General features: G+C 43.0%; 17 protein-coding genes and 1 tRNA gene. 13 read left to right on the top strand and 5 right to left on the bottom strand.

What is annotated here, in order from left to right; translation table 11 throughout:
* Window positions 1-212: 212 nt before the first annotated feature.
* The 4 genes from V2H77_RS04245 to V2H77_RS04230 form a co-directional block, all read right to left on the bottom strand.
* Entirely contained in the window at window positions 213-851 is a 639-nt protein-coding gene (locus V2H77_RS04245; RefSeq protein WP_265379372.1) for a LysE family translocator, read from the bottom strand.
* Window position 852: 1 nt separating this feature from the next.
* Entirely contained in the window at window positions 853-1,560 is a 708-nt protein-coding gene (locus tag V2H77_RS04240; protein WP_341497809.1) for a 2OG-Fe(II) oxygenase, read from the bottom strand.
* Between the two features lie 117 nt (window positions 1,561-1,677).
* Window positions 1,678-2,310, bottom strand: coding sequence for an alanyl-tRNA editing protein (locus tag V2H77_RS04235; RefSeq protein WP_341497808.1), 633 nt, complete (start codon window positions 2,308-2,310; stop codon window positions 1,678-1,680).
* A gap of 537 nt (window positions 2,311-2,847) precedes the next feature.
* Complete coding sequence (locus V2H77_RS04230; protein WP_445935458.1) at window positions 2,848-5,148, bottom strand: TonB-dependent hemoglobin/transferrin/lactoferrin family receptor; 2,301 nt, start codon at window positions 5,146-5,148, stop codon at window positions 2,848-2,850.
* A 240-nt stretch (window positions 5,149-5,388) separates the two neighbouring features.
* Here V2H77_RS04230 and dinB point away from each other — a divergent pair, with 240 nt between their 5' ends.
* Window positions 5,389-6,444 (top strand): DNA polymerase IV, encoded by a 1,056-nt coding sequence (dinB, locus tag V2H77_RS04225; protein ID WP_341497806.1) that lies wholly within the window; start codon window positions 5,389-5,391, stop codon window positions 6,442-6,444.
* A 52-nt stretch (window positions 6,445-6,496) separates the two neighbouring features.
* Here the strand turns inward: dinB and pepD are convergent, their stop codons facing one another.
* Window positions 6,497-7,957, bottom strand: a complete 1,461-nt coding sequence (pepD, locus tag V2H77_RS04220; protein ID WP_341497805.1) for a beta-Ala-His dipeptidase — start codon at window positions 7,955-7,957, stop codon at window positions 6,497-6,499.
* Between the two features lie 349 nt (window positions 7,958-8,306).
* On the opposite strand from pepD, the gene gpt reads away from it, so the two are divergent.
* The 12 genes from gpt (at window position 8,307) to V2H77_RS04160 (ending at window position 22,467) form a co-directional block, all read left to right on the top strand.
* Window positions 8,307-8,768, top strand: a complete 462-nt coding sequence (gpt, locus tag V2H77_RS04215) for a xanthine phosphoribosyltransferase (RefSeq protein WP_088372523.1) — start codon at window positions 8,307-8,309, stop codon at window positions 8,766-8,768.
* Window positions 8,769-8,782: 14 nt separating this feature from the next.
* Window positions 8,783-10,030 (top strand): esterase FrsA, encoded by a 1,248-nt coding sequence (frsA, locus tag V2H77_RS04210; protein WP_341497804.1) that lies wholly within the window; start codon window positions 8,783-8,785, stop codon window positions 10,028-10,030.
* Window positions 10,031-10,226: 196 nt separating this feature from the next.
* Window positions 10,227-11,330, top strand: coding sequence for a glutamate 5-kinase (gene proB, locus V2H77_RS04205; protein WP_341497811.1), 1,104 nt, complete (start codon window positions 10,227-10,229; stop codon window positions 11,328-11,330).
* Between the two features lie 9 nt (window positions 11,331-11,339).
* Complete coding sequence (gene proA / locus V2H77_RS04200) at window positions 11,340-12,593, top strand: glutamate-5-semialdehyde dehydrogenase (protein WP_341497803.1); 1,254 nt, start codon at window positions 11,340-11,342, stop codon at window positions 12,591-12,593.
* A gap of 176 nt (window positions 12,594-12,769) precedes the next feature.
* Window positions 12,770-13,294 carry a shikimate kinase AroL gene (gene aroL, locus V2H77_RS04195; RefSeq protein WP_341497802.1) on the top strand — a complete coding sequence of 175 codons (525 nt, stop codon included), beginning with the start codon at window positions 12,770-12,772 and terminating at the stop codon, window positions 13,292-13,294.
* Between the two features lie 99 nt (window positions 13,295-13,393).
* Window positions 13,394-15,577 (top strand): bifunctional acyl-ACP--phospholipid O-acyltransferase/long-chain-fatty-acid--ACP ligase, encoded by a 2,184-nt coding sequence (aas, locus tag V2H77_RS04190; protein WP_341497801.1) that lies wholly within the window; start codon window positions 13,394-13,396, stop codon window positions 15,575-15,577.
* Between the two features lie 47 nt (window positions 15,578-15,624).
* The gene (gene lplT, locus V2H77_RS04185; protein WP_341497810.1) at window positions 15,625-16,779 is read left to right on the top strand and encodes a lysophospholipid transporter LplT; all 1,155 of its coding nucleotides are present in this window, start codon (window positions 15,625-15,627) and stop codon (window positions 16,777-16,779) included.
* Window positions 16,780-16,804: 25 nt separating this feature from the next.
* Window positions 16,805-17,362, top strand: a complete 558-nt coding sequence (pncC, locus tag V2H77_RS04180; protein ID WP_341497800.1) for a nicotinamide-nucleotide amidase — start codon at window positions 16,805-16,807, stop codon at window positions 17,360-17,362.
* Window positions 17,363-17,538: 176 nt separating this feature from the next.
* Complete coding sequence (recA, locus tag V2H77_RS04175) at window positions 17,539-18,606, top strand: recombinase RecA (protein WP_341497799.1); 1,068 nt, start codon at window positions 17,539-17,541, stop codon at window positions 18,604-18,606.
* 319 nt (window positions 18,607-18,925) lie between these two features.
* Window positions 18,926-21,556 carry an alanine--tRNA ligase gene (gene alaS / locus V2H77_RS04170; RefSeq protein WP_341497798.1) on the top strand — a complete coding sequence of 877 codons (2,631 nt, stop codon included), beginning with the start codon at window positions 18,926-18,928 and terminating at the stop codon, window positions 21,554-21,556.
* Window positions 21,557-21,802: 246 nt separating this feature from the next.
* Window positions 21,803-21,988, top strand: coding sequence for a carbon storage regulator CsrA (csrA, locus tag V2H77_RS04165; protein WP_002209449.1), 186 nt, complete (start codon window positions 21,803-21,805; stop codon window positions 21,986-21,988).
* 386 nt (window positions 21,989-22,374) lie between these two features.
* Window positions 22,375-22,467, top strand: a tRNA-Ser gene (locus V2H77_RS04160).
* The last annotated feature ends 29 nt before the right edge of the window (window positions 22,468-22,496 follow it).

Below are 22,496 nucleotides of genomic sequence, written 5' to 3'. Positions count from 1 at the left end.
TTCAAGTTGCCTCTTTGTTGGTTGCACTTGCTCACCCCGGTCACATAGTTCGTTATGCTCCCGGAGATTCACTCCCTTGCTGTCGCGTTGCATCTTGAAATCCATAGGGTATATATCTTTTTATGCTGATTACAGTAATCATTTCGCCTATTACCGAACAAGTTGTATATCAGTATTGAGACGTTCGTTGCCAATCCCTATTTTGGAGAAATTCAAACAGACATAAATAATAACCGGATAGCAAATCCGATCAGCACCAGTCCCATCACCCGCTCGAACCAATACCCTTTTCGTATAAATTTATTACGAATCAATATATTAGAAAAAATAACACTGACTAATACAAACCATACCGCATTGACCATACACATCCACACCCCATAAAATATTTGTATCGGGATAGGTGTATTGCTACTCACCACCGTCGTGAAAACTGCCAAAAAGAACAACGTCGCCTTAGGATTAAGGGCGTTTGTCATAAACCCCATCAGAAATGCTTTCCAGCTACTCTGTGAAGTTTGAACAATTCCTTCACTCTCTAAGACAGCCAAATCGGTAGGTTTACTCCTGATAAATTTGATACCGAGCCATATGATGTAAGTTCCCCCAATAAGTTTTGCTAATTCCATTAACCACGGAGTGGTATGCATCAACGCGCTAACCCCCACGAGTGTATAGATGACATGTACTGATATTCCCGCTCCGATACCCACTGCCGTACACATCCCAGCCCAGCGACCAAACCTCACACTTTGTCGTATGGTAACCGCGAAATCTGGTCCCGGTGCTACCACTGCCAGAAAATGAATCACCGCCAGTCCTAGAAATTCCCCCCAATAGTTATACAACATATTAACTCCAGAATGACAGCGGGTTTGCCGCTCCGCGGTAACCAATAAAACATGACAAGCTCAAACGTAGATCGTCTACGCCAGCAGTCACGGCGTGCATACATTGGGAGTTAAAGATCAAAAGATCACCCACACCCGGTTGGATCTCCAGTGCTGGTTTACCAAGCAAGGAAGGCTCAATGCCATAACTGTTACCACGCATAGAATCAAACTCTTCGGGAGAAAGTTTATCTTTCCAGATTTGTAAGGCGCCGCCTTCACTGGGCATAGCAAGATAAATATTAGCCGCAAACTGTGCTTGTAGACTCTTAGCTCTGAAACTATCTGGGGCATCCTTAGCAAAAATGTCGTGATGAGCAAGAAAGGTAACCCCAGGTCTAATCACCCTCGACAACCCCACATACATTTTCTTTCCATAAAGTGTTTCTAGTTGAGCGCCAGCAGACCAAATCTCATCCAGAGTACACCTCAGCAGATCCATCGGAGATAGATAAGGCGAACAGCGTTGCCGCAAGTCATTGATGTTTTTAAACACACTTTCAAAATAATCAGCTACACGAGGTGGTTCATTTTCTGCTTCATAAAATGCCATTCCAATCCGTCCTATGCTCGGTGCATTCAAATATTTATCAAATCCATGCCCCAGTATTTTTTTACCCAGTTGCGTCGCTAAAACACTAGGAACAAATTGCTTTACTCGAATGGCCAAAACTTCCTGATCAGCAAGTTTTCTATATAAGTAGCATCAAGACGATCAGTTTCTATAATCATATTATCCTTGTTCCTTATCGTTACCTATAATGCGCTGAAACAATGTGGTTAGCCATCAAACCACATCATAATGAACTATTAGATTACCCTTCTTTATCTGTACCTCCTGTACTCTGATACCTCCCAGTTGCCCTAGCGATGTCACATGGGTACCACCGCAGAGGTAAGGCGTAAAATGACCGAAGCTGACTTCTCGGAATCCATCGTCTCTCAAAGTCACTCTGCACGGTAAATCCTTTGTAATATAGTTCTCACAGATCATCTGTATATACTCTGCCGATACACTTTGAGCATCCACTCCCGGCTTGAATACTATTCTCCCTTCACCCGGCCAGTGGTGAGCTCTAATTGGGCGCCACATCGCAAGCTCAACCACATGCCCAATAAGATGTCCGGCAGAATGCAGCCGCGAATGTAATTGGCGACGTTCACCGTCAACACGGGCAAAAGCGCTTCCCGGTGCTACTGGCTCTATGGTTAGATGAACGATTTCGCTGTCTTCCATAGAAACGTGAACGACCTCCACTTCATTGATCCAGCCTATATCGCTAGGCTGACCACCACCTTGAGGGTGAAACATAGTAGATTTCAGCCATACGGCATAACGACCATCATCGCGAGGCATACAATCAATTACCTCAATATCACCAGTTAGTACCTGACTGGACAGATAAATACGTTCCGTCATATTCTATTTTCGCGGCATAGTAAAATATATCTAATGATATTTGATAAAGATAGTAAGTTCAAGCACCAGAAAAATAGGCATTGATTTCTGTGGAATTTATGAAATGTGTTTTTTTGTCGGCGGAAAAAAATAATAATTCTGACGGTGTACACATGGAGATATCAATTAACATTTCTTGCTATAAGATATAAATTAAGAAAAAATTCATATAAATAAGTATGTTAAAAGAATGGTTAAATCATGTGACGTAAAAAACCTAAATAAGATGAACCATACGATAAAATAACAAGAGTCTTAATTTAACAGGTGTCCATTCTGACGACAACATACATTTTTCAATAAAGAAATGACTATTTTATCAATCAAGGTAATTATGATTATTAAATAAAGTTAATAATTAATTCAACTAAATAAGTGTGATTTTTTAGAAGAACAGTCAGTTGCGATATTTCAGCATCAGGGTGAGAAAGAAACCTAAAGAGCTGAATGGTTAGCAGTCTGAGTTCCCTCAAGCCGAGGGAACTATCAGGTGGGAAATCAGAACTTCTGGGAGATACTGAATTTAATATTACGTCCAATCCCGGAAACCGATTCACTGAGATATGGGTGATAATCCCGATTAAACAGGTTATTTACCGTGACACGCGCTTCAAGACCTTGCCAGAAATTGGGTTGCCAACTGGCGAATAAGCCGTGTAGTGCATAACCTTTGCTTTTTGGTATTGACCAGAGTGTTGCCATTGGATCGCCATCTTTAGGCGATCTGTCTTGTTTACGGACAAAATCTCCGGTCCAGCCTATAGCCATTTGCCATTGAGGGATTTTTATGCCTAACATGGCGCGGGCGGCGGTTGGTGGAATTTCCGCAATCCAGGTTTTATTACCCCAAGGATCGCGAGGTGAAGCATCTCTCTGACCACGGATAGTTGAATAAGAAAGTTTTCCGAACAGGTAATTGCTGTCGTAGAAAGTTTCGATTTCCAGTCCCTGAATGGTGTATCCCGGTAAATTACGGTAGTTGGATAAAGGCTTTCCGCAATCCGGCGATTTACACACTATTCCGCGACGGGTAAATATTTCATCCTTGCCTCTATTACGGAATAAAGTCGTACGGATTTGCAAACTATCTTGGTCTGCCAGCAGGCTATTGAAATTCAGAATCGCGCCGAAGCGTAAACCAGTTATTCTTTCTACATCCAAGTTACGGCTGGTGGCGGTGACACTTGCCTTGGCATATTGCATTTCATACTGTTCATCCACCAATGGAGCACGCCATGTCCGGCTGAAATCAGAAAATAGTGACAGATTTTGTGTTGCTTTCCATATGACACCTAAATGAGGAGACCAGCCGGTATAGGTGACATTGCTGTAATCATGACCTATATTTGGTGAGTTATCATTGTAGATTGCCGCGATATTGGGTTTGCCAATATTGGTGATATGGTCATAGCGAACACCGGGTGTCACAGTAACACTGCCTATAACCATTGCATCCTGCAAATAGAAACTACGCGTTTTTTGCTCGCCTGAAGGCATATAGGTTGGCTGAAAATAGCCGTAATTATATTCAGGTTTTTTGTCTTTACTTTTATCATGGATAAGGGTATTACGTTGATTTTCATGCCAACGAACTCCAACTAATAATGTGTGTTCTATCGGCCCAGTGATAAAAGCGCTTTTGTTATTTATATCTGCTAAGTTATCTACATAGTCGATCCAGCTTTCATTTCCCAATGAACCAAGAAAACCGTTGTGGGCTTTTGCTGAGCGTTTATCGTGCTGTTCTGTTTTCGAATAGGCGTAGGTTGCTGTCAGATTAAGTAACGGATTGTCTTCTGGTGCAATGTTCCATTTAGCGGTGTAATTTTGGTCTGTTTGATCACGATAAACTAACTTCCGGCGCCAGGCTTCATTCCAACCATATTTTTCAACGTCGGCTTCTGACGGAACCGCTATCTCATCGCGTTTTGCTGCCCACGGCTGCCAACCATCAGAATCAGAACGCATAGCGGAAAGTGTCAATGTATTAGCATCGTTCAGGTAAAAATTCGTTTTCAATAAATAGGATGCCTGATCACTTTTAGAGAAAGCAAAGCGGGTGCCATCTGGTCGTTTAATATTGCCGCCATCTCGTTTGCTCATATATAACAGGCCGTCAGCGAAACCTTCTATTGTCCGGCCATAGACTGCGCTGCTATAAATATTTTGGCGATCATTGGTGTGATAACTGTATTTCAGCAATCCACCAAAATCTTCTCCCGGCCGTAATAAATCACTGGCATCTTTGGTAACAACTTTAACTGTTCCGCCAAATCCGCCATTACCATCCAGTAGATTATGTGGGCCTTTATCGACATCGACTCGTTTAATTAATTCTGGCTCAATAAAGATAGAGCCTTGTAAATATTTCTCGAAGCCTTTTGGGGCGTCATCCAAGGTGACTTTGACGTCTTCTGTGTCGCCCATTCCCCAGATATTCAGAGTTTGGCCGCCTGGACGAGGCGATCCTGACATAGCAACGCCGGGGAGTTGATCGAGCAGCTCGGCGATATTATCTGCCTGGGTACGTTCAATATCCTCTTTTTTCAATACTGAGCTTCCGGCACTGACGCTGTTATTCAATCCGCCAATAACAGAAAGTGTAGACAGTGTGATGACTTTCTCTGGTTTTTCCGATTTTTCTCTTGTTTTTTGATCGCCATTTTCCTGTGCAGCCAGATAACCTGGCAGGCCAGTACTCAGCATAATTATGCTTGATAAAGCATAATGAAGAGTGCGATTAATGGGCTGTGTCGTCGCTGTAGCTGAGGTTTTTTGTGGTTTCCCGCTATTTTTCATTGTCATAACCATCCTGGAATGTCGTTAAATAGAAAAGTTGCACTTACAGGATAGGTCACTTAACGCAAGGAATCGGGCAGTAAAAAGTTAATAACGGTATTAATTATTTTGTTGATCAAGATATTTTCAAATCTGAGCTAGAAGTATCTTTTAACAGTAACTCTGGATGTTGTTACTGGATTGCTCTTGAGTCTATTTTTATGTATGTTTATACAGTCATTGTTGATAGGCTAAAGCGGAATGCGAAAGATTATTCATATTGATATGGATTGTTTCTACGCAGCTATTGAAATGCGGGATGATCCGTCACTTCGTCATATTCCCATTGCGGTGGGCGGCAGTGCAGACAAGCGGGGCGTTATTAGTACAGCTAATTATCCTGCCCGTCGTTTTGGGGTACGTAGTGCAATGTCTACCGCAATGGCGCTGAAACTCTGTCCTCAGCTTAAAGTTCTTCCGGGGCGTATGGCGCTGTATAGGGAGGCTTCCCTGCATATTCGTCAGATATTTTCTCGTTATACTGAGTGGATAGAGCCTCTGTCGTTAGATGAAGCTTATCTGGATGTTACTGATAGCCATCATTGTTATGGATCTGCCACGCTTATCGCACAGGAAATCCGTAAATCCATTTTTGATGAATTACAATTGACGGCATCAGCCGGTATTGCGCCGGTGAAATTTTTGGCAAAAATCGCTTCTGATATTAATAAACCGAATGGGCAATATGTCATTCCTCCTGAGCGAGTGGCTAATTTTGTTAAGGTGTTACCTTTGGGGAAAATTCCGGGAGTTGGCAAAGTCATGGTGCAACGGCTGACTAATATGGGGCTGGAAACCTGTTCTGATGTACAAAAATATGACGTCATTGTTTTGGTAAAACAGTTGGGGAAATTTGGTCAGGTACTTTGGGATCGTTGTCACGGGATTGATGAACGATTGGTGAATCCAGACCGTCTGCGAAAATCAATTGGTGTGGAGCGGACACTTGCGAGAGATATTCATCAATGGGAACAGTGCACTGAACTGATAGAAAGTTTATATCTGGAATTGGAAAAACGATTGAGTAACGTTAAACCTGATCTGCGGATTGCCCGTCAGGGGGTTAAACTGAAATTTGATGATTTTCAACTCACAACTCAGGAACATGTTCATCCACTATTGGATAAGCAGGATTTACTGCAATTGGCCCAGAAAACATGGACATCTCGCCGGGAAGGGCGCGGCGTTCGTTTAGTCGGTTTGCACGTGACTTTGCAGGACCCAGAAATTGAGCGGCAACTCTTACTTGAATGGTAACTTGCTTGAATGTTAATTCCCCTGCCATCACATCGAGGCAGGGGAGAGTTGATTAAGCCTTTTCAGGAATGGCTTTCAAGACTGCGGTCAGCAGTTGCCAATATTGCCCAACACTCTTAATGTGAACTTGTTCGTCAGGGGAGTGAGCGCCGGTGATAGTTGGCCCGATAGATACCATATCCATATCAGGATAAGGTTTTTTAAACAGGCCACATTCCAATCCTGCGTGGATCACCATAATGTTGGGTGTTTTATCGAACAGTTGCTGATAGGTTTCCTGTACTAAATGCATTACTGGAGAATTTGCATCTGGCTGCCAGCCGGGATAGTCGCCTTTAGCGGAAATCTCAGCCTTTGAGAGTTTAGCCAGCGAAGAAAGCATGCCTATGATATAAGATTTACCGCTGTCGATAAGCGAACGGATTAAACAAATAATATTGACCTTATCTTGTTCCATTGCCACAACACCCACGTTTAGTGAGGTTTCTACTACACCTTTGATGACATCACTCATGCGGATAACACCATTAGGTGCGCTATTTAGCAGAGAGATAAAACGGTTTTGGCAGTCATCAGTTAATGCCTGAATATTGGTTTCAACCTCTTCCAGCAAGACAGTCAGATTTTTCTCAACGATGGCATATTCATTTTTCAGTATGCCTAAATATTTGTCTTTCAATTGAGTAAGCTGTTCTGCTTTATCGGCAGGGATAGCAACAATAACATGGCCTTCGCGTGGAATAGCATTACGCAGCGTACCGCCTTGGAAGTCGAGGAGTTTTAGCGCCAATTCCTGAGTGTGGGCGGCCAGGAATCGTGCCAATAGTTTGTTGGCATTACCTAGTCCTACATGAATATCACAACCGGAATGACCGCCTTTTAGACCTTTGATTGTCAGTTTTACTGTTTTGTAGTTAGCCGGAACCGCTTCACGAGTCAGTGCTAAAGTGGTGGTGAAATCAATACCACCAGCACACCCCATGTAGATTTCGCCTTCTTCTTCTGAATCGGTATTGATTAAGATATCAGCTTGCAGCCAACCTGGTTGCAGGCCAAAAGCGCCATCCATGCCGGTTTCTTCCGTCATGGTCAATAAAACTTCTAGCGGGCCATGTTTTACATTGTCATCAGCCAGCACTGCTAATGTTGATGCCAGACCAATGCCATTATCTGCTCCTAAAGTTGTACCTTGGGCCGTAACCCATTCACCATCAATATAAGGACGAATAGGATCTTTGGTGAAGTCATGCACCGTATCGTTATTTTTCTGCGGCACCATATCAAGGTGTGCTTGTAGAACAACCGCCTTGCGATTCTCCAACCCTTTACTGGGGGGCTTTCTGATCAGAATATTGCCAACCTGATCACGTTCAACATGCAATCCTTTCTCTTGCGCCCATTGCACAATGTGAGTCGCCAGCGCTTCTTCATGATGAGAAGGGTGAGGAATGGAGCAGATTTTGGCAAAGATGTCCCATAGAGGTTGAGGGGATAATTGTGATAGTTCTGACACGACGAATCTCCTATGACTGCATCTCAATTAAGTTTCTATACCCGTTATCTTTCAAGTTGCCTCTTTGTTGGCTGCGCTCACTTATCCCGGTCACATAGTTATCTATGCTCCCGGGGATTCGCTCTCTTGCCGTCGCGATGCATCTTGAAATCCATAGGGTATATATGATGAGCGCTTAACGCCATGATGTTATTGGGCTCAGAATACCACTTTACTTTTGTTAAGAATAATACGATTCATTGATTCCCTGTTTCCGCTAGTTTTTACAGACCTAAGTCACTATAATTCGCGCAACTTTTTTTGCGAGATGCTTTTCTAAAGTATTCTTAAGTTGTCGGGATCAATTTTTATGAGCGAAAAATATGTCGTAACCTGGGATATGTTGCAAATACATGCCCGTAAATTGGCGCAACGTTTACTCCCTGTCGAACAGTGGAAAGGCATCATTGCCGTTAGTCGCGGCGGTCTTGTACCCGGCGCGCTTTTAGCGCGTGAATTGGGTATTCGTCATGTCGATACAGTCTGTATTTCCAGCTATGACCATAATAATCAACGTGAACTGCAAGTTCTGAAAAAAGCAGAAGGTGATGGTGAAGGTTTCATCGTTGTGGATGATTTGGTTGATACTGGCGGAACTGCTCAAGCCATCCGTGAAATGTATCCCAAAGCCCATTTTGTGACTATCTTTGCAAAACCGGCAGGCCGCCCTCTGGTTGATGATTATATTGTTGATATTCCTCAAGATACTTGGATCGAGCAACCTTGGGATATGGGTGTCGTATTCGTTCCGCCAATTTGTGAAGGTAAATAACGTCAGCATTTGTTATGGCAAACCAGAACCTTTCAGAGTCACTTTTTAAGCCAAGACAAAAACATCAGGAAACTTCCACACTGGTAAAGCACCGCCATCCCCGATTAATTGCGGGTAATTACAGTACGTTGGATGGTAATAGTCATGGTAATTGGTATCGTATGATTAACCGGCTGATGTGGATTTGGCGAGGAATTGATCCGTTTGAAATAGAAGAAGTGTTGTGCCGGATTGCCATGACAAACGCGCAGCGCAGTGATGATAATTTACTGGATACGGTGATTGGGTATCGTAAAGGTAACTGGGTTTTTGAGTGGTCACATCAGGCGATGTTGTGGCAACAGAAAGCGTTGCAGACGGAACAGAGCTCGGAAGCCGGCAATTGCTGGTTGAAAGCGGCTAACTTGTATAGCATCGCTGGTTATCCCCATCTTAAGGGGGATGAGTTGTCTCAGCAGGCCGTTATTTTAGCTAATAAAGCTTATGAAAATGCGGCTCGTTGCTCTGGCTATCAGTTGAGGAAAATAGAGTTCAAACTCAAGGAAGGTGGTTGTGTGACCGGTTTCCTTCATCTGCCTCAGCAATTGCAAAGACCTTCTCCAACTATTTTGGTTTGTGGCAGTTTGGATAATTTGCAAAGCGATTATTATCGGCTATTCCGTGATTATCTGGCGCCGCTTGGATTTGCGATGTTAACTGTGGATATGCCTTCGATTGGCTACTCCTCACGTTTGAGAATGACACAGGATACCTGTATTCTCCATCAACAAATAATCCATCAACTGGATGAAATTCCTTGGATTGATCACACCAGAATTGGACTCTTTGGTTTTCGCTTTGGCGCCAATATTGCCGTCCGGTTGGCCTATTTGGAATCTAAACGTATCAAGGGCGTTGCAACTCTTGGCGCTATCGTTCATGAGTGGCTCAATAGCGTTGAACGCCAACAAAATTCACCTTCGATGTACCTTGATATGTTTGCGAGCAGATTGGGTATTTATAATGTGGATGAAAATGCATTTCGCCTCGAACTCGGTTGTTACTCCCTTAAAAAACAAGGTTTGTTAGGTCGGCGTTGTTCCGTTCCTATGTTAGCGGGTTATTGGCAGAATGATATTTTCAGCCCGAAAGAAGAATCTAAGCTGATAGCAATGTCATCAGTGGATAGTCAATTACTGGCTATTCCGACAACGCCTGTTTATAACAGTTTCAATAAGGCGTTACGGGAGATTAGTCAATGGTTGAAAAATAAAGTCTGTTAATGAAATTTCCGTTACTTGTTGATTATTAACTGCTTTATTTTATAAAGATTTCATGCGCTTTTGGGCGAAGTGGACAATATAAGTTTGTTCTAAACTCCTATTTTTTCAATTTAACGTTATGCCTGTTGGCAGAATGCTTCTCTCCTGTTAAAACTGAACACTGTTTTTTCAATTTAAATCTAATGGCAAAAATATGATGAATAGCAGCCAAACATTGGTTGTGAAACTGGGGACAAGTGTACTGACAGGCGGCTCTCGTCGCCTGAATCGCGCTCATATTGTAGAACTGGTAAGGCAATGTGCTCAGCAACATGAAAAAGGTCATCGCATTATTATTGTGACTTCCGGCGCTATTGCGGCAGGGAGGGAACATTTGGGCTATCCGGATCTACCTGCAACAATTGCATCCAAGCAATTGCTGGCGGCGGTCGGTCAAAGCCGGTTGATTCAGTTGTGGGAGCAGCTCTTTTCTATTTATGGTATCCATGTTGGGCAAATGTTATTGACTCGGGCGGATTTAGAAGATCGCGAACGTTTTTTAAATGCCAGAGATACCTTACAGGCTTTGCTCGATAATCGCATTGTGCCTGTCATTAATGAGAATGATGCAGTTGCGACGGCGGAAATTAAAGTTGGTGATAATGATAATTTATCTGCATTGGCAGCAATTCTGGGTGGAGCAGACAAACTATTATTGCTGACAGATATTGAAGGGCTGTATACCGCTGATCCGCGTAGCAATCCAGACGCAAAACTTATCCCGGAAATTTATGACATCAGCGATGAATTACGTATGGTTGCCGGTGATAGCGTTTCGGGTTTAGGGACGGGAGGAATGGCAACTAAACTGCAAGCTGCGGGGATTGCAGGTCGCGCGGGTATTGATGTCATTATTGCCGCGGGTAATAAATCAGATGTTATCTCTGATGTTATTGAAGGTAATCCGGTAGGTACTCGCTTTCATGGGTTGGAAAGCCCGATGGAAAATCGTAAGCGTTGGATTTTTGGCGCCCCTCCAGCGGGTGAAATTATTGTAGATCATGGCGCTGAAACAGCAATCTGCGAAAAAGGCAGCTCTTTATTACCGAAAGGGATTAAAAATATTAAAGGTGATTTCTCCCGTGGAGAGGTTATCTGCATTCGTAGTCTGTCTGGTAAGGATTTGGCGCATGGTGTTTGCCGTTATAACAGTGATGCTCTACGTTTAATTGCAGGCCGCCATTCACAACAAATAAGCCAAATCCTCGGTTATGAATATGGTGCTGTTGCAGTTCATCGTGACGACATGATCGTGAGTTAAGGATTCATAATGTTAGAACAAATGGGAAAGGCTGCCAGGGAAGCTGCATGGCAACTGGCACAGCTAAATACAAAACAGAAAAATCAGGCATTAATTCGCATTGCCGATTTGCTAGAGCAGGAAAGTGCAATCATTCTTGAAGCTAATCAGCTTGATATGATTCAGGCCCGTAAACAGGGCATGAGCGAAGCATTGTTGGATCGTCTGTTATTGACGCCGGAACGTTTGACCGCGATAGCTCATGATGTGCGTCAGGTATGCCGTTTATCTGACCCGGTAGGGGAAGTCATTGATGGCAGTTTGCTTGACAGTGGCTTGAGGTTGGAGCGTCGCCGTGTACCACTGGGTGTGGTCGGGGTGATTTATGAAGCACGTCCTAATGTCACTATTGATGTTGCATCTCTGTGTTTGAAAACCGGTAATGCGGTTATTTTGCGTGGTGGTAAAGAGACTCACAACACCAATCAAGCGACAGTGAAAGTTATTCAGCAGGCGCTTGAACAGAGTGGATTACCTGCCGCAGCCGTGCAGGCGATAGATAAACCGGACCGTGAGTTAGTTATTCAGCTACTGAAAATGGATCGCTATGTGGATATGTTGATTCCACGTGGTGGCGCAGGGTTGCATAAGCTGTGCCGTGAGCAATCGACTATTCCAGTTATTACGGGCGGAATTGGCGTTTGTCATACTTTTGTCGATGAAAGCGCTGATTTTGATAAGGCATTAACTATAATCACTAACGCTAAGGTGCAACGCCCAAGCGCTTGTAATGCTTTGGAAACTTTGTTGGTACATCAGAAGATTGCGGCTGATTTTCTGCCGGCGTTGAGCAAAAGCATGGAAGCGCAGGGGGTTACTCTGCATGCGAGTAAATCAGCAATGGCGTTTTTGAAAGATGGACCTGCTAAGGTCGTGGATGTCATGGAAGCAGATTACTGTGATGAGTGGTTATCTCTGGATATGAATGTGGAAATTGTCAGTGATATGGGACAGGCAATTGATCATATTCGTACATATGGTACGTCCCATTCTGATGCTATTTTGACTCAATCTTTGCACAATGCTGACTATTTTGTTCGTCAGGTTGATTCTGCTGCGGTTTATGTGAATGCTAGCACTCGCTTTACTGATGGCGGCCAGTTTGGCTTGGGAGCGGAAGTTGCCGTTAGCACGCAAAAACTGCATTCCCGTGGTCCAATGGGATTAGATGCGCTGACTACGTATAAATGGATTGGTTATGGAGATGATTTAATCCGTAAGTAATCTGTTTATTGTTACCTCAGAAGCGTGTCTGATTATATTGAAGTTTCGGTAAGATCATGCTTTTGGGGTAGCTTTTACCGTATATGTTAACTTTTAATTTTACGTTGATGTAAAGTTCTGGTTACTATAGGCGTTAATATATTTTTAACGATGAAATTTATCAAGGATATCAGGCAGTGAACCAAATATTGTTTATTGTAGGTGCACGTGGGGCAGGAAAAACGACGGTTGGAAAATTATTAGCCAATGAATTATCGTACACATTTATTGACACTGATCACCATATCCAACAAACCAGCAACATGACTATTGCGGATATTGTTAACCAGCAAGGATGGCAACAATTTCGGCAATTAGAAAGTCAAGCTTTACAACAAGTTAGTCAAAGCAATCGCGTTATTTCTACCGGTGGAGGGATTATTCTTTCCGCTGAAAATCGCCAATATATGCGACAAAATGGCACGGTGATTTATCTTCAAGCTTCAGCGAGCATTTTGGCTGAGCGATTAATGCAGCAACCAGAAAATACCCAGCGCCCTAGTTTAACGGGAAAATCTATTGTTGAAGAGATGGAGGAAGTGCTTGCCGCCAGAGAGAATCTCTACTGTGAGTGTGCAAATCATATTATTAATGCGCAACTTTCACCGGAAAAAATTACAGCTTATGTGAAAGAAATGATTCTTTCTGGAATAATCTCCTGACACTATTTTAGTATTCTTTATAGAGAAATAAGAATATTACAGAGTCGAATGATAAATAGTATCTTCTATTTATTTTTTCAAATGGGTTGAGATACGAATATGTTGTTTAAATTTCTAAGGCTTGTTTTTCGTTTAATGTTTCGTTTAACAGTAGAAGGAGATATTAAACAATTTAACCACCCCAAATGCCTTATCACGCCTAATCATGTCTCTTTTATTGATGGGGTTTTGCTGACGCTTTTCTTACCGGTCAAGCCAGTATTTGCTGTCTATTCCAATATTGCAAATCGTGGTTTTATGAAACTGGTAAGGCGCTATGTTGAAATAGCTCCTTTGGACCCAATAAATCCAATGGCTATCAGGGTGCTGGTTAAGGAAATAGAAAAAGGGCGACCAATAGTTATTTTTCCTGAAGGAAGAATCACGGTTACCGGTTCTTTGATGAAAATCTATGATGGAGCGGCTTTTATTGCCGCGATGTCAGAAGCTGCTGTGGTTCCTGTTCGCATTGAAGGGCTGGAAAGAACCGTATTCAGCCGATTAAAAGGTATTTTCAAACTTCACCTTTTTCCGAAGGTGACTATGAAAATCTTGCCTGCGGTACAATTGCCGATGCCGGATGTGTCTGGTTCGGAGCAACGACGTCGTTTAGCCGGTGAGCGTTTGCATGAAATAATGATGAATGCGCGAATGGCGACTCGACCGCAAGAAACAATATTTGAATCTTTATTGGCTGCACGAAAACAATTTGGTCGTTTTAAGCCCTGTATTGGAGAGGTTCCTTTTAAAGAAGAGAGTTATAACAGTCTGCTTAAAAAAATACTGGCTGCCAGCCGTGTTTTGCAGCGTTTTACCTGCCAGGGGGAACGGATAGGTTTTCTTTTACCTAATGCCACTATTATGGTAGCTGCGATATTCGGGGCATCTTTGAGAGGTAGAATACCGGCTTTACTAAACTATACAGCCGACAGTCATGGATTGAAAAATGCGGTAGCGACTGCCAGTATTAAAACTATTGTGACTTCCCGGCAATTTCTGGAAAAGGAGCGATTAACACATTTATCCGAGCAGGTTACGGAGGTTAACTGGATTTATCTTGAGGATTTGGAAGGTACGGTAACTTTTCGGGATAAATTATGGGTCTTGTGGCACCTCTTTTTTCCGAAGCAAGCGATGGTAGCACAAAAACCAGATGATGATGCTTTGGTGTTATTTACGTCCGGTTCAGAAGCTGTATCAAAAGGTGTAGTTCACAGTCACGCGAGTTTGTTAGCCAATGTGGAACAGATAAAAACCATTACTGATTTCAATCCACTTGACCGTTTTATGTCTTCTTTACCGCTATTTCATGCATTTGGGTTGACTGTTGGTTTATTCACTCCGCTATTGTCTGGTAGCCGGATATTCCTCTACCCAAACCCATTGCATTATCGGATAGTGCCAGAAATGGTATATGAATGTAACTGTACCGTATTATTGGGGACATCCACTTTCCTGGAGAATTATGCCTATTTCGCTCATCCGTATGATTTTGCGCGTCTTCGTTGTGTTATAGCCGGTGTTGAAAAGCTCGCTGAAAATACGAAACAGATTTGGCAAGATAAATTCGGTATTCGCATTTTAGAAGGATATGGCATGACAGAATGTGCGCCTGTCGTTGCATTGAATGTGCCGATGATGGCTAAAGTCGGTACTGTTGGGCGGATTTTGCCGGCAATGGAATCCCGTTTGATTCCGGTAGCAGGAATTAAGAAGGGGGGACGTTTGCAGCTACGTGGCCCGAATATGATGAAGGGGTATCTGAGCGTTGAAAATCCAAATCATTTAGAACCACCTGCGGCAAAAGATGAGCATGGGAATATTCAGTTTGGTTGGTTCGATACTGGAGACATTGTTTCAATTGATGAACAGGGATTCTGTACTATTCTTGGTCAGGGGAAACGTCTTGGTCAGGGGAAACGTCTTGGTCGGGGGAAACGTTTTGCTAAACAGGAAGAAACCGTGTCATTGGAAAGTGTAGAGCAACTTGCATTGAAGGTCTCTCCTGATGCCATGCATGTTGCTACCGTTAAGAATGGTCATAACGAAGGAGAAAGATGGGTGTTGTTCACAACTGATTCGCAACTGAAATATTCATCAATGTGTCAGGCTGCTCAGGAAATGGGTATCCCGGAGTTAGCAATTCCTTGTGATATTCGTTATGTGAAATCATTGCCAGCACTTGACAGTGGTAAAGCCGATTTTGTCACTTTGTGTAAAATAGCCGAAGCTGGACAGGAATAATCATTGTGAATACATCCTCCGTTGTTCAGCCGCTATTAACCCGTGGCATGAAAGCCGTATTGGTGTCGCAGTTTTTTTCGGCTTTTGCCGATAATGCGCTGTTGTTTGCGATTTTGGCACAGTTGAAAGCCCAGTTTTATCCTGACTGGAGTCAGCCGATATTACAGATAGTGTTTGTTTTGGCATATATCCTATTGGCGCCTTTTGTGGGGCAAATTGCCGATCGTTTCCCGAAAGATCGGGTGATGTTGTTTGCTAATAGCATCAAGTTGTTGGGCGCGTTTACTATCTGTCTGGGATACGATCCATTTCTGGGTTATGCCTTGGTGGGAGTGGGAGCTGCATCATATTCACCGGCTAAATACGGAATATTGGTTGAACTGACCGATGGCGACCGTTTAGTAAAAGCTAATGGTTTGATGGAAGCTTCAACGATAATTGCCATTCTTACCGGTTCAGTTGCTGGCGGTTTTTTGTCTGATTGGAACCTGGCTGTCGCACTGCTTGTTTGTGCGCTGATGTATGGTATTGCTGTTGTCGCTAATTTCTTTATCCCCCGATTATCGGCTGTACGTCAGGATAAAGGCTGGAATCTGAAAAAGATGCTGACAGACTTTACTTCATCTTGTTGTATTCTTTGGCATAACAAAGGCGCTCGATTTTCTTTAATTGGCACCAGTTTGTTCTGGGGAGCAGGTATAACACTGAGATTCCTATTAGTCTTATGGGTGCCTGTTGTTCTGGGAATTTCTGACAATAGCACGCCGACAATACTTAATGTGATGGTTGCTGTCGGCATTATTATTGGCGCCGGTGTTGCTGCCCGTTTCATCACCCTTAAAACAGTCCACCGTTGTATGCCTGCTGGTGTTTTAATCGGCGTGATGGTGATCATTTTTGCTGTTCAGCAAAGTATTTGGGCTTCCTACGTCTTATTAATCATTCTCGGTATTTTTGGCGGTTTGTTTATTGTGCCATTGAATGCATTATTGCAGGAAAGCGGCAGACAAACGATTGGGGCCGGTTATGCAATCGCAGTGCAGAATTTGGGTGAGAATATCGCCATGTTATTGATGCTTGGCTTGTACTCATTGGTTATTAAAATAGGCGTCCCGGTTGTTACAACAGGGATAGGCTTTGGGACTCTGTTGGCGTTGACAATCACGAGTTTGTGGATTTGGAACCGGTTTCAAAGAAATTGATCTTTTACCGGATAAAGAGTGTGTTATGAGTGAAAAAATTCTGACTCAGCTTAGTATTGAACTGGGAGAGAAACTGAGACAGCACAAACTGTGGGTGACTTGTGCTGAATCTTGCACCGGTGGCTGGTTGGCGAAGACCATTTCCGATATTGCTGGTAGCTCTGCTTATTTTGACCGAAGCTTTGTGACATACAGTAATAAAGCTAAGCATCAGATGCTTGGTGTGTCAGAAGCGGTTTTGCAGCAATATGGCGCTGTTAGTGAACAGGTTGTGAGCGAAATGGCCGCAGGAGCACTGAAAGCCGCGCAGGCAGATCTGGCGGTTTCGGTCAGCGGCATTGCCGGGCCTGATGGCGGCAGTGCAGAAAAACCTGTTGGTACAGTGTGGTTCGGATTTGCATATCTAACGGTAAATGGGGTAGAAGTTGTGTCCCGCCATTGTTGTTTTAACGGTGATAGAAATGAAGTACGCCTTCAAGCTGTCATCTATTCTCTGAAAACATTGTTATCAGAGATTATATACCCAATGGATTTCAAGATGCATCGCGACGGCAAGGGAGCGAATCCCTGGGAGCATAGCTGACTATGTGACTAGGGTGAGCGAGTGCAGCCGACAAAGAGGCAGCTTGAAAGATAACGGGTATAAAAAATTAACTTGATGCTGTATGATTATACAGTATAATTGCAGACAACGTTTTAGTATCAGAAATTATTCATCGGCAGTGAGAGAGCCCTTTCATTGCTTACGAGGGAGTAAAAATGGCTATTGATGAAAATAAACAAAAAGCACTAGCAGCGGCACTAGGCCAAATTGAAAAACAGTTTGGCAAAGGTTCCATCATGCGTTTGGGCGAAGACCGTTCAATGGACGTTGAAACTATCTCCACGGGTTCATTGTCGCTGGATATTGCATTAGGCGCTGGCGGCCTGCCGATGGGGCGTATTGTTGAAATCTATGGTCCGGAATCTTCTGGTAAGACAACGCTGACGTTACAGGTTATTGCCGCAGCACAACGTGAAGGTAAAACCTGTGCGTTTATTGATGCTGAACACGCCCTTGATCCTATCTATGCTAAGAAGTTAGGTGTTGATATTGATAATCTGTTGTGTTCTCAACCCGATACGGGGGAACAGGCTCTTGAGATCTGTGATGCGTTGACACGTTCCGGCGCTGTTGATGTGATTATCGTAGACTCCGTTGCTGCTTTAACGCCAAAAGCTGAAATAGAAGGGGAAATTGGCGATTCTCATATGGGGCTGGCAGCTCGAATGATGAGTCAGGCAATGCGTAAACTGGCCGGTAACTTGAAAAGCTCCAATACGTTGTTGATCTTTATCAACCAGATTCGTATGAAAATTGGTGTCATGTTCGGTAATCCTGAAACAACAACCGGTGGTAACGCGCTGAAATTCTATGCTTCTGTTCGTCTGGATATTCGCCGCATTGGTTCTGTAAAAAATGGCGAAGAGGTTGTTGGTAGCGAGACCCGTGTTAAGGTAGTAAAAAACAAAGTGGCAGCGCCATTTAAGCAAGCAGAATTCCAGATTATGTATGGCGAAGGCATTAACACTTATGGTGAATTAATCGATTTAGGCGTGAAGCATAAACTGGTGGAAAAAGCAGGCGCATGGTACAGCTATAATGGCGATAAAATTGGTCAAGGCAAAGCGAATGCTACCATCTACCTGAAAGAGCACCCTGAAATTGCTACTGAACTGGATAAAAAATTACGTGAAATGCTGTTGCATAATGCCGGTGAATTCAGTAGTGCTGCTTCTGATTACGAAGGTGATGGAAACGAAGAGATGAATAACGAAGAATTCTAATCTAACTAATTATATCGGTAGTTTGTATTCTCGTATTAAAGCTGTAAAAGTTTTGTCATCAAACTTATACCGCGTTAATAATGACGCGGTTTCTTCTCTCAGAAAGCGAGTATTATCCATATTATGCGATCATGCTTTCAGAAAATACCCAGACGATTTACAATGCTGCCAGCGAATGGATGTATCTGGGATTTTACTTCTAATAGAAGAACTTTTATCTTATCCCCACTTTGTTTATTCGTGAGTTGAAAATAGGTGATGGAATATCCCGCCTAACCAATTCATAAATCTGTTTTTCCAGCTTGATTTCGGGACAATTATGAGCAAAAGCACCGCTGAGATCCGTCAAGCGTTTCTCGACTTTTTTCATACTAAAGGGCATCAAATCGTACCAAGTAGTTCTTTGGCGCCAAATAATGACCCAACACTGCTGTTTACCAACGCAGGGATGAACCAGTTTAAGGATGTATTTCTTGGACAAGACAAAAGATCTTATTCCCGAGCAACAACTGCTCAGCGTTGTGTTCGTGCCGGTGGTAAACATAACGATTTAGAAAATGTAGGTTACACCGCACGTCATCATACTTTCTTTGAGATGCTCGGTAATTTCAGTTTTGGTGACTATTTCAAACATGATGCTATTAGCTATGCTTGGGAACTTCTGACTGGCAAAGATTGGTTCAATTTGCCTAAAGAAAAATTATGGGTGACTGTCTATCAGACAGATGATGAAGCCTATGATATTTGGAAGAATGAAGTCGGAATACCAGCAGAAAGAATTATCCGCATTGGTGATAACAAAGGTGCGCCTTATGCATCGGATAATTTCTGGCAAATGGGTGATACCGGTCCTTGCGGTCCTTGCACTGAAATTTTTTATGATCATGGCGAACATATTTGGGGTGGACCTCCAGGAAGCCCAGAGGAAGATGGTGACAGATATATTGAAATCTGGAATATCGTCTTTATGCAGTTCAACCGTCATGCTGATGGCACGATGGAGCCGTTGCCAAAACCATCAGTAGATACGGGGATGGGGCTAGAGCGGATCGCCGCTGTATTGCAGCACGTCAATTCTAACTATGAGATCGATCTGTTCCGTGATTTGATTACAGTTGTTGCTAATGTCACTGGCGCTACAGATGATCTGAGTAATAAATCTCTGCGGGTTATTGCTGATCACATTCGTTCATGTGCATTTTTGATTTGTGATGGTGTTGTTCCTTCTAATGAAAACCGTGGTTATGTTCTGCGTCGTATTATCCGCCGAGCTATCCGTCACGGAAACATGTTGGGGGCTAAAGAGACCTTCTTCTACAAACTGGTTGCCCCATTGATAGACGTGATGGGCGCTGCGGGAGAAGAGCTTAAACGCCAGCAAACAATTGTTGAGCAGATTTTGAAAACAGAAGAAGAGCAGTTTGCTCGTACTCTGGAACGTGGTCTTCAGTTGCTAGACGATGAACTGGCAAAACTGTCCGGCGATATTCTGGATGGCGAAACGGCTTTCCGTCTGTATGATACCTATGGTTTCCCTGTGGATTTAACTGCTGATGTTTGCCGTGAGCGTAATATTAGCGTTGATGAAGCGGGATTTGCAGCGGCGATGGAAAATCAGCGTCGTCGTGCTCGCGAATCAAGTGGTTTCGGTACCGATTATAATGAATTGATCAAAGTTGATGAACGCAGTGATTTCTCTGGTTACGATCATAACGAACAGCAGGCAATAGTAACTGCTATTTTCCGTAATGGTGAATCAGTCAATCAAATTCAAGCGGGTGAAGAAGCGATTGTTATACTGGATAAGACCGTTTTTTATGCTGAGTCCGGTGGACAAGTTGGTGACTCAGGTATTCTGAGTAATACCGATTGTGCTTTTTGTGTTATTGATACACAAAAATATGGTCAGGCTATTGGTCATATTGGTAAGCTTGAAAAAGGTACTTTAAGTGTAAACCATAACATCAATGCGGTTATTGATATTGAACGTCGTGATGCAATTCGTTTGAATCACTCAGCAACTCATCTGTTACATGCTGCGTTACGTCAAATTTTGGGTGAGCACGTATCACAGAAAGGCTCTCTGGTTAACGATAAATACCTTCGCTTTGATTTTTCTCACTTTGAAGCGATGAAACCAGAGCAGATCCGTCAGGTTGAGGATTTGGTTAATGCCGAAGTTCGTCAAAATTCACCTGTTGTTACTGAATTGATGGATCTGGAAACAGCAAAAGCCAAAGGTGCAATGGCACTGTTTGGTGAAAAATACGAAGAACAAGTCCGTGTACTGTCAATGGGGGATTTTTCCACTGAATTATGTGGAGGGACTCATACGAATCGTACCGGTGATATTGGCTTGTTCCGTATTATTGCTGAATCTGGAACGGCTGCGGGTATCCGTAGGATCGAAGCGATTACAGGTAAAAAAGCGTTGGAGTCTGTACATCAACAGGTTGATTTAATTCAGGATATTGCTCAATTAGTGAAAAGTGATATCCATAGCCTGAGTGAAAAAGTACGGGTGACGTTGGATAGAACCAAAGCGTTGGAAAAAGAGCTTCAACAGCTTAAAGATCAACAGGCTGCACAAGAGAGCTCTTCTTTAGCAAGTAAAGCGAAAGAAGTGAAGGGCGTGAAGTTGTTGGTCAGTCAGTTAAGCAATACAGAACCTAAGATGTTGAGAACGATGGTTGATGATCTAAAAAATCAACTAGATTCAGCGATTATTGTGCTTTCCACTATAAGTGATGATAAAGTCAGCTTAATTGTTGGTGTCACAAAGGATCTGACTGCTAAAATAAAAGCAGGTGAGTTAATTTCTTCTGTAGCTCAGCAAATCGGTGGTAAAGGCGGTGGTCGCCCTGATATGGCCCAGGCAGGTGGTTCTGATGTTGAAGCGTTGCCTTCTGCTTTGGATAGCGTGGAAGAGTGGGTAGCATCGCGGCTATAAGCGGTATTACCTGAGTTTAAAGGGCATCATAGCGTTGTTTTTATGGTGCCTTGAAATCTTGTTGTGAAATTGTTAAAAGGTTAAGCGCATATTTATTTATTTTGGCTAAACTATATAGGTAGGAAATGCGCTTAAAATTGCTTATACTTTAAGCATATACCATTGTTTTACGTTTTCACGGTGTTTGATGGATAATAGCGGGGAAACCGAAAGACCCGACTCTTTTAAATTTTCAAGGAGCAAAGAATGCTTATTCTGACTCGTCGAGTTGGTGAAACGCTCATGATAGGCGATGAGGTAACAGTTACAGTACTGGGGGTTAAAGGTAACCAAGTTCGTATTGGTGTAAATGCCCCTAAAGAAGTTTCTGTTCACCGTGAAGAAATTTATCAGCGGATTCAGGCCGAAAAGTCTCAGCCAACAACTTACTGACTCTAAGTTGGCGTCCTATCTCTGTCAGAACCGGGCGCCATTTTTGAGGGATTTCATCTCTGTTGGTATTTTTTGGTCTTACTAATTTCTTAAATTCTTGTCTATTTTCCCCCTTTTTTGTTTTTCTATCGTAAGAATATCGTGTTCCTATCATGCTATTGTGGCGAATAATGATTTGCATGCACTTAAATTGAGGTTGTGATAATTTACTGCTGATAAAGCACACTTTTTGACGTCAAACTAAACATCTTGTGTGTGAAGTGTTCAAACAAACACAGGTTTAGAAAAATTGTTTGACTTATAAGTCTGGGAAAGTAATATGTGCGCCACGCAGTGACGAGGAGCTTAAACAAAAGTTCTGAGTCGCGATTCGAAAGAAAGCGTACGGTGAGATGGCCGAGAGGCTGAAGGCGCTCCCCTGCTAAGGGAGTATGCGGTTAAAAGCTGCATCGAGGGTTCGAATCCCTCTCTCACCGCCATTTAAACCACGCATCCATAGCTCAGCTGG

Origin of the sequence: Photorhabdus sp. P32 (assembly GCF_038085095.1) — a bacterium.
Classification (GTDB): domain Bacteria; phylum Pseudomonadota; class Gammaproteobacteria; order Enterobacterales; family Enterobacteriaceae; genus Photorhabdus; species Photorhabdus luminescens.
The sequence above is the reverse complement of the archived record's forward strand: the minus strand, read 5'-3'. Positions and strand labels throughout refer to the sequence as shown.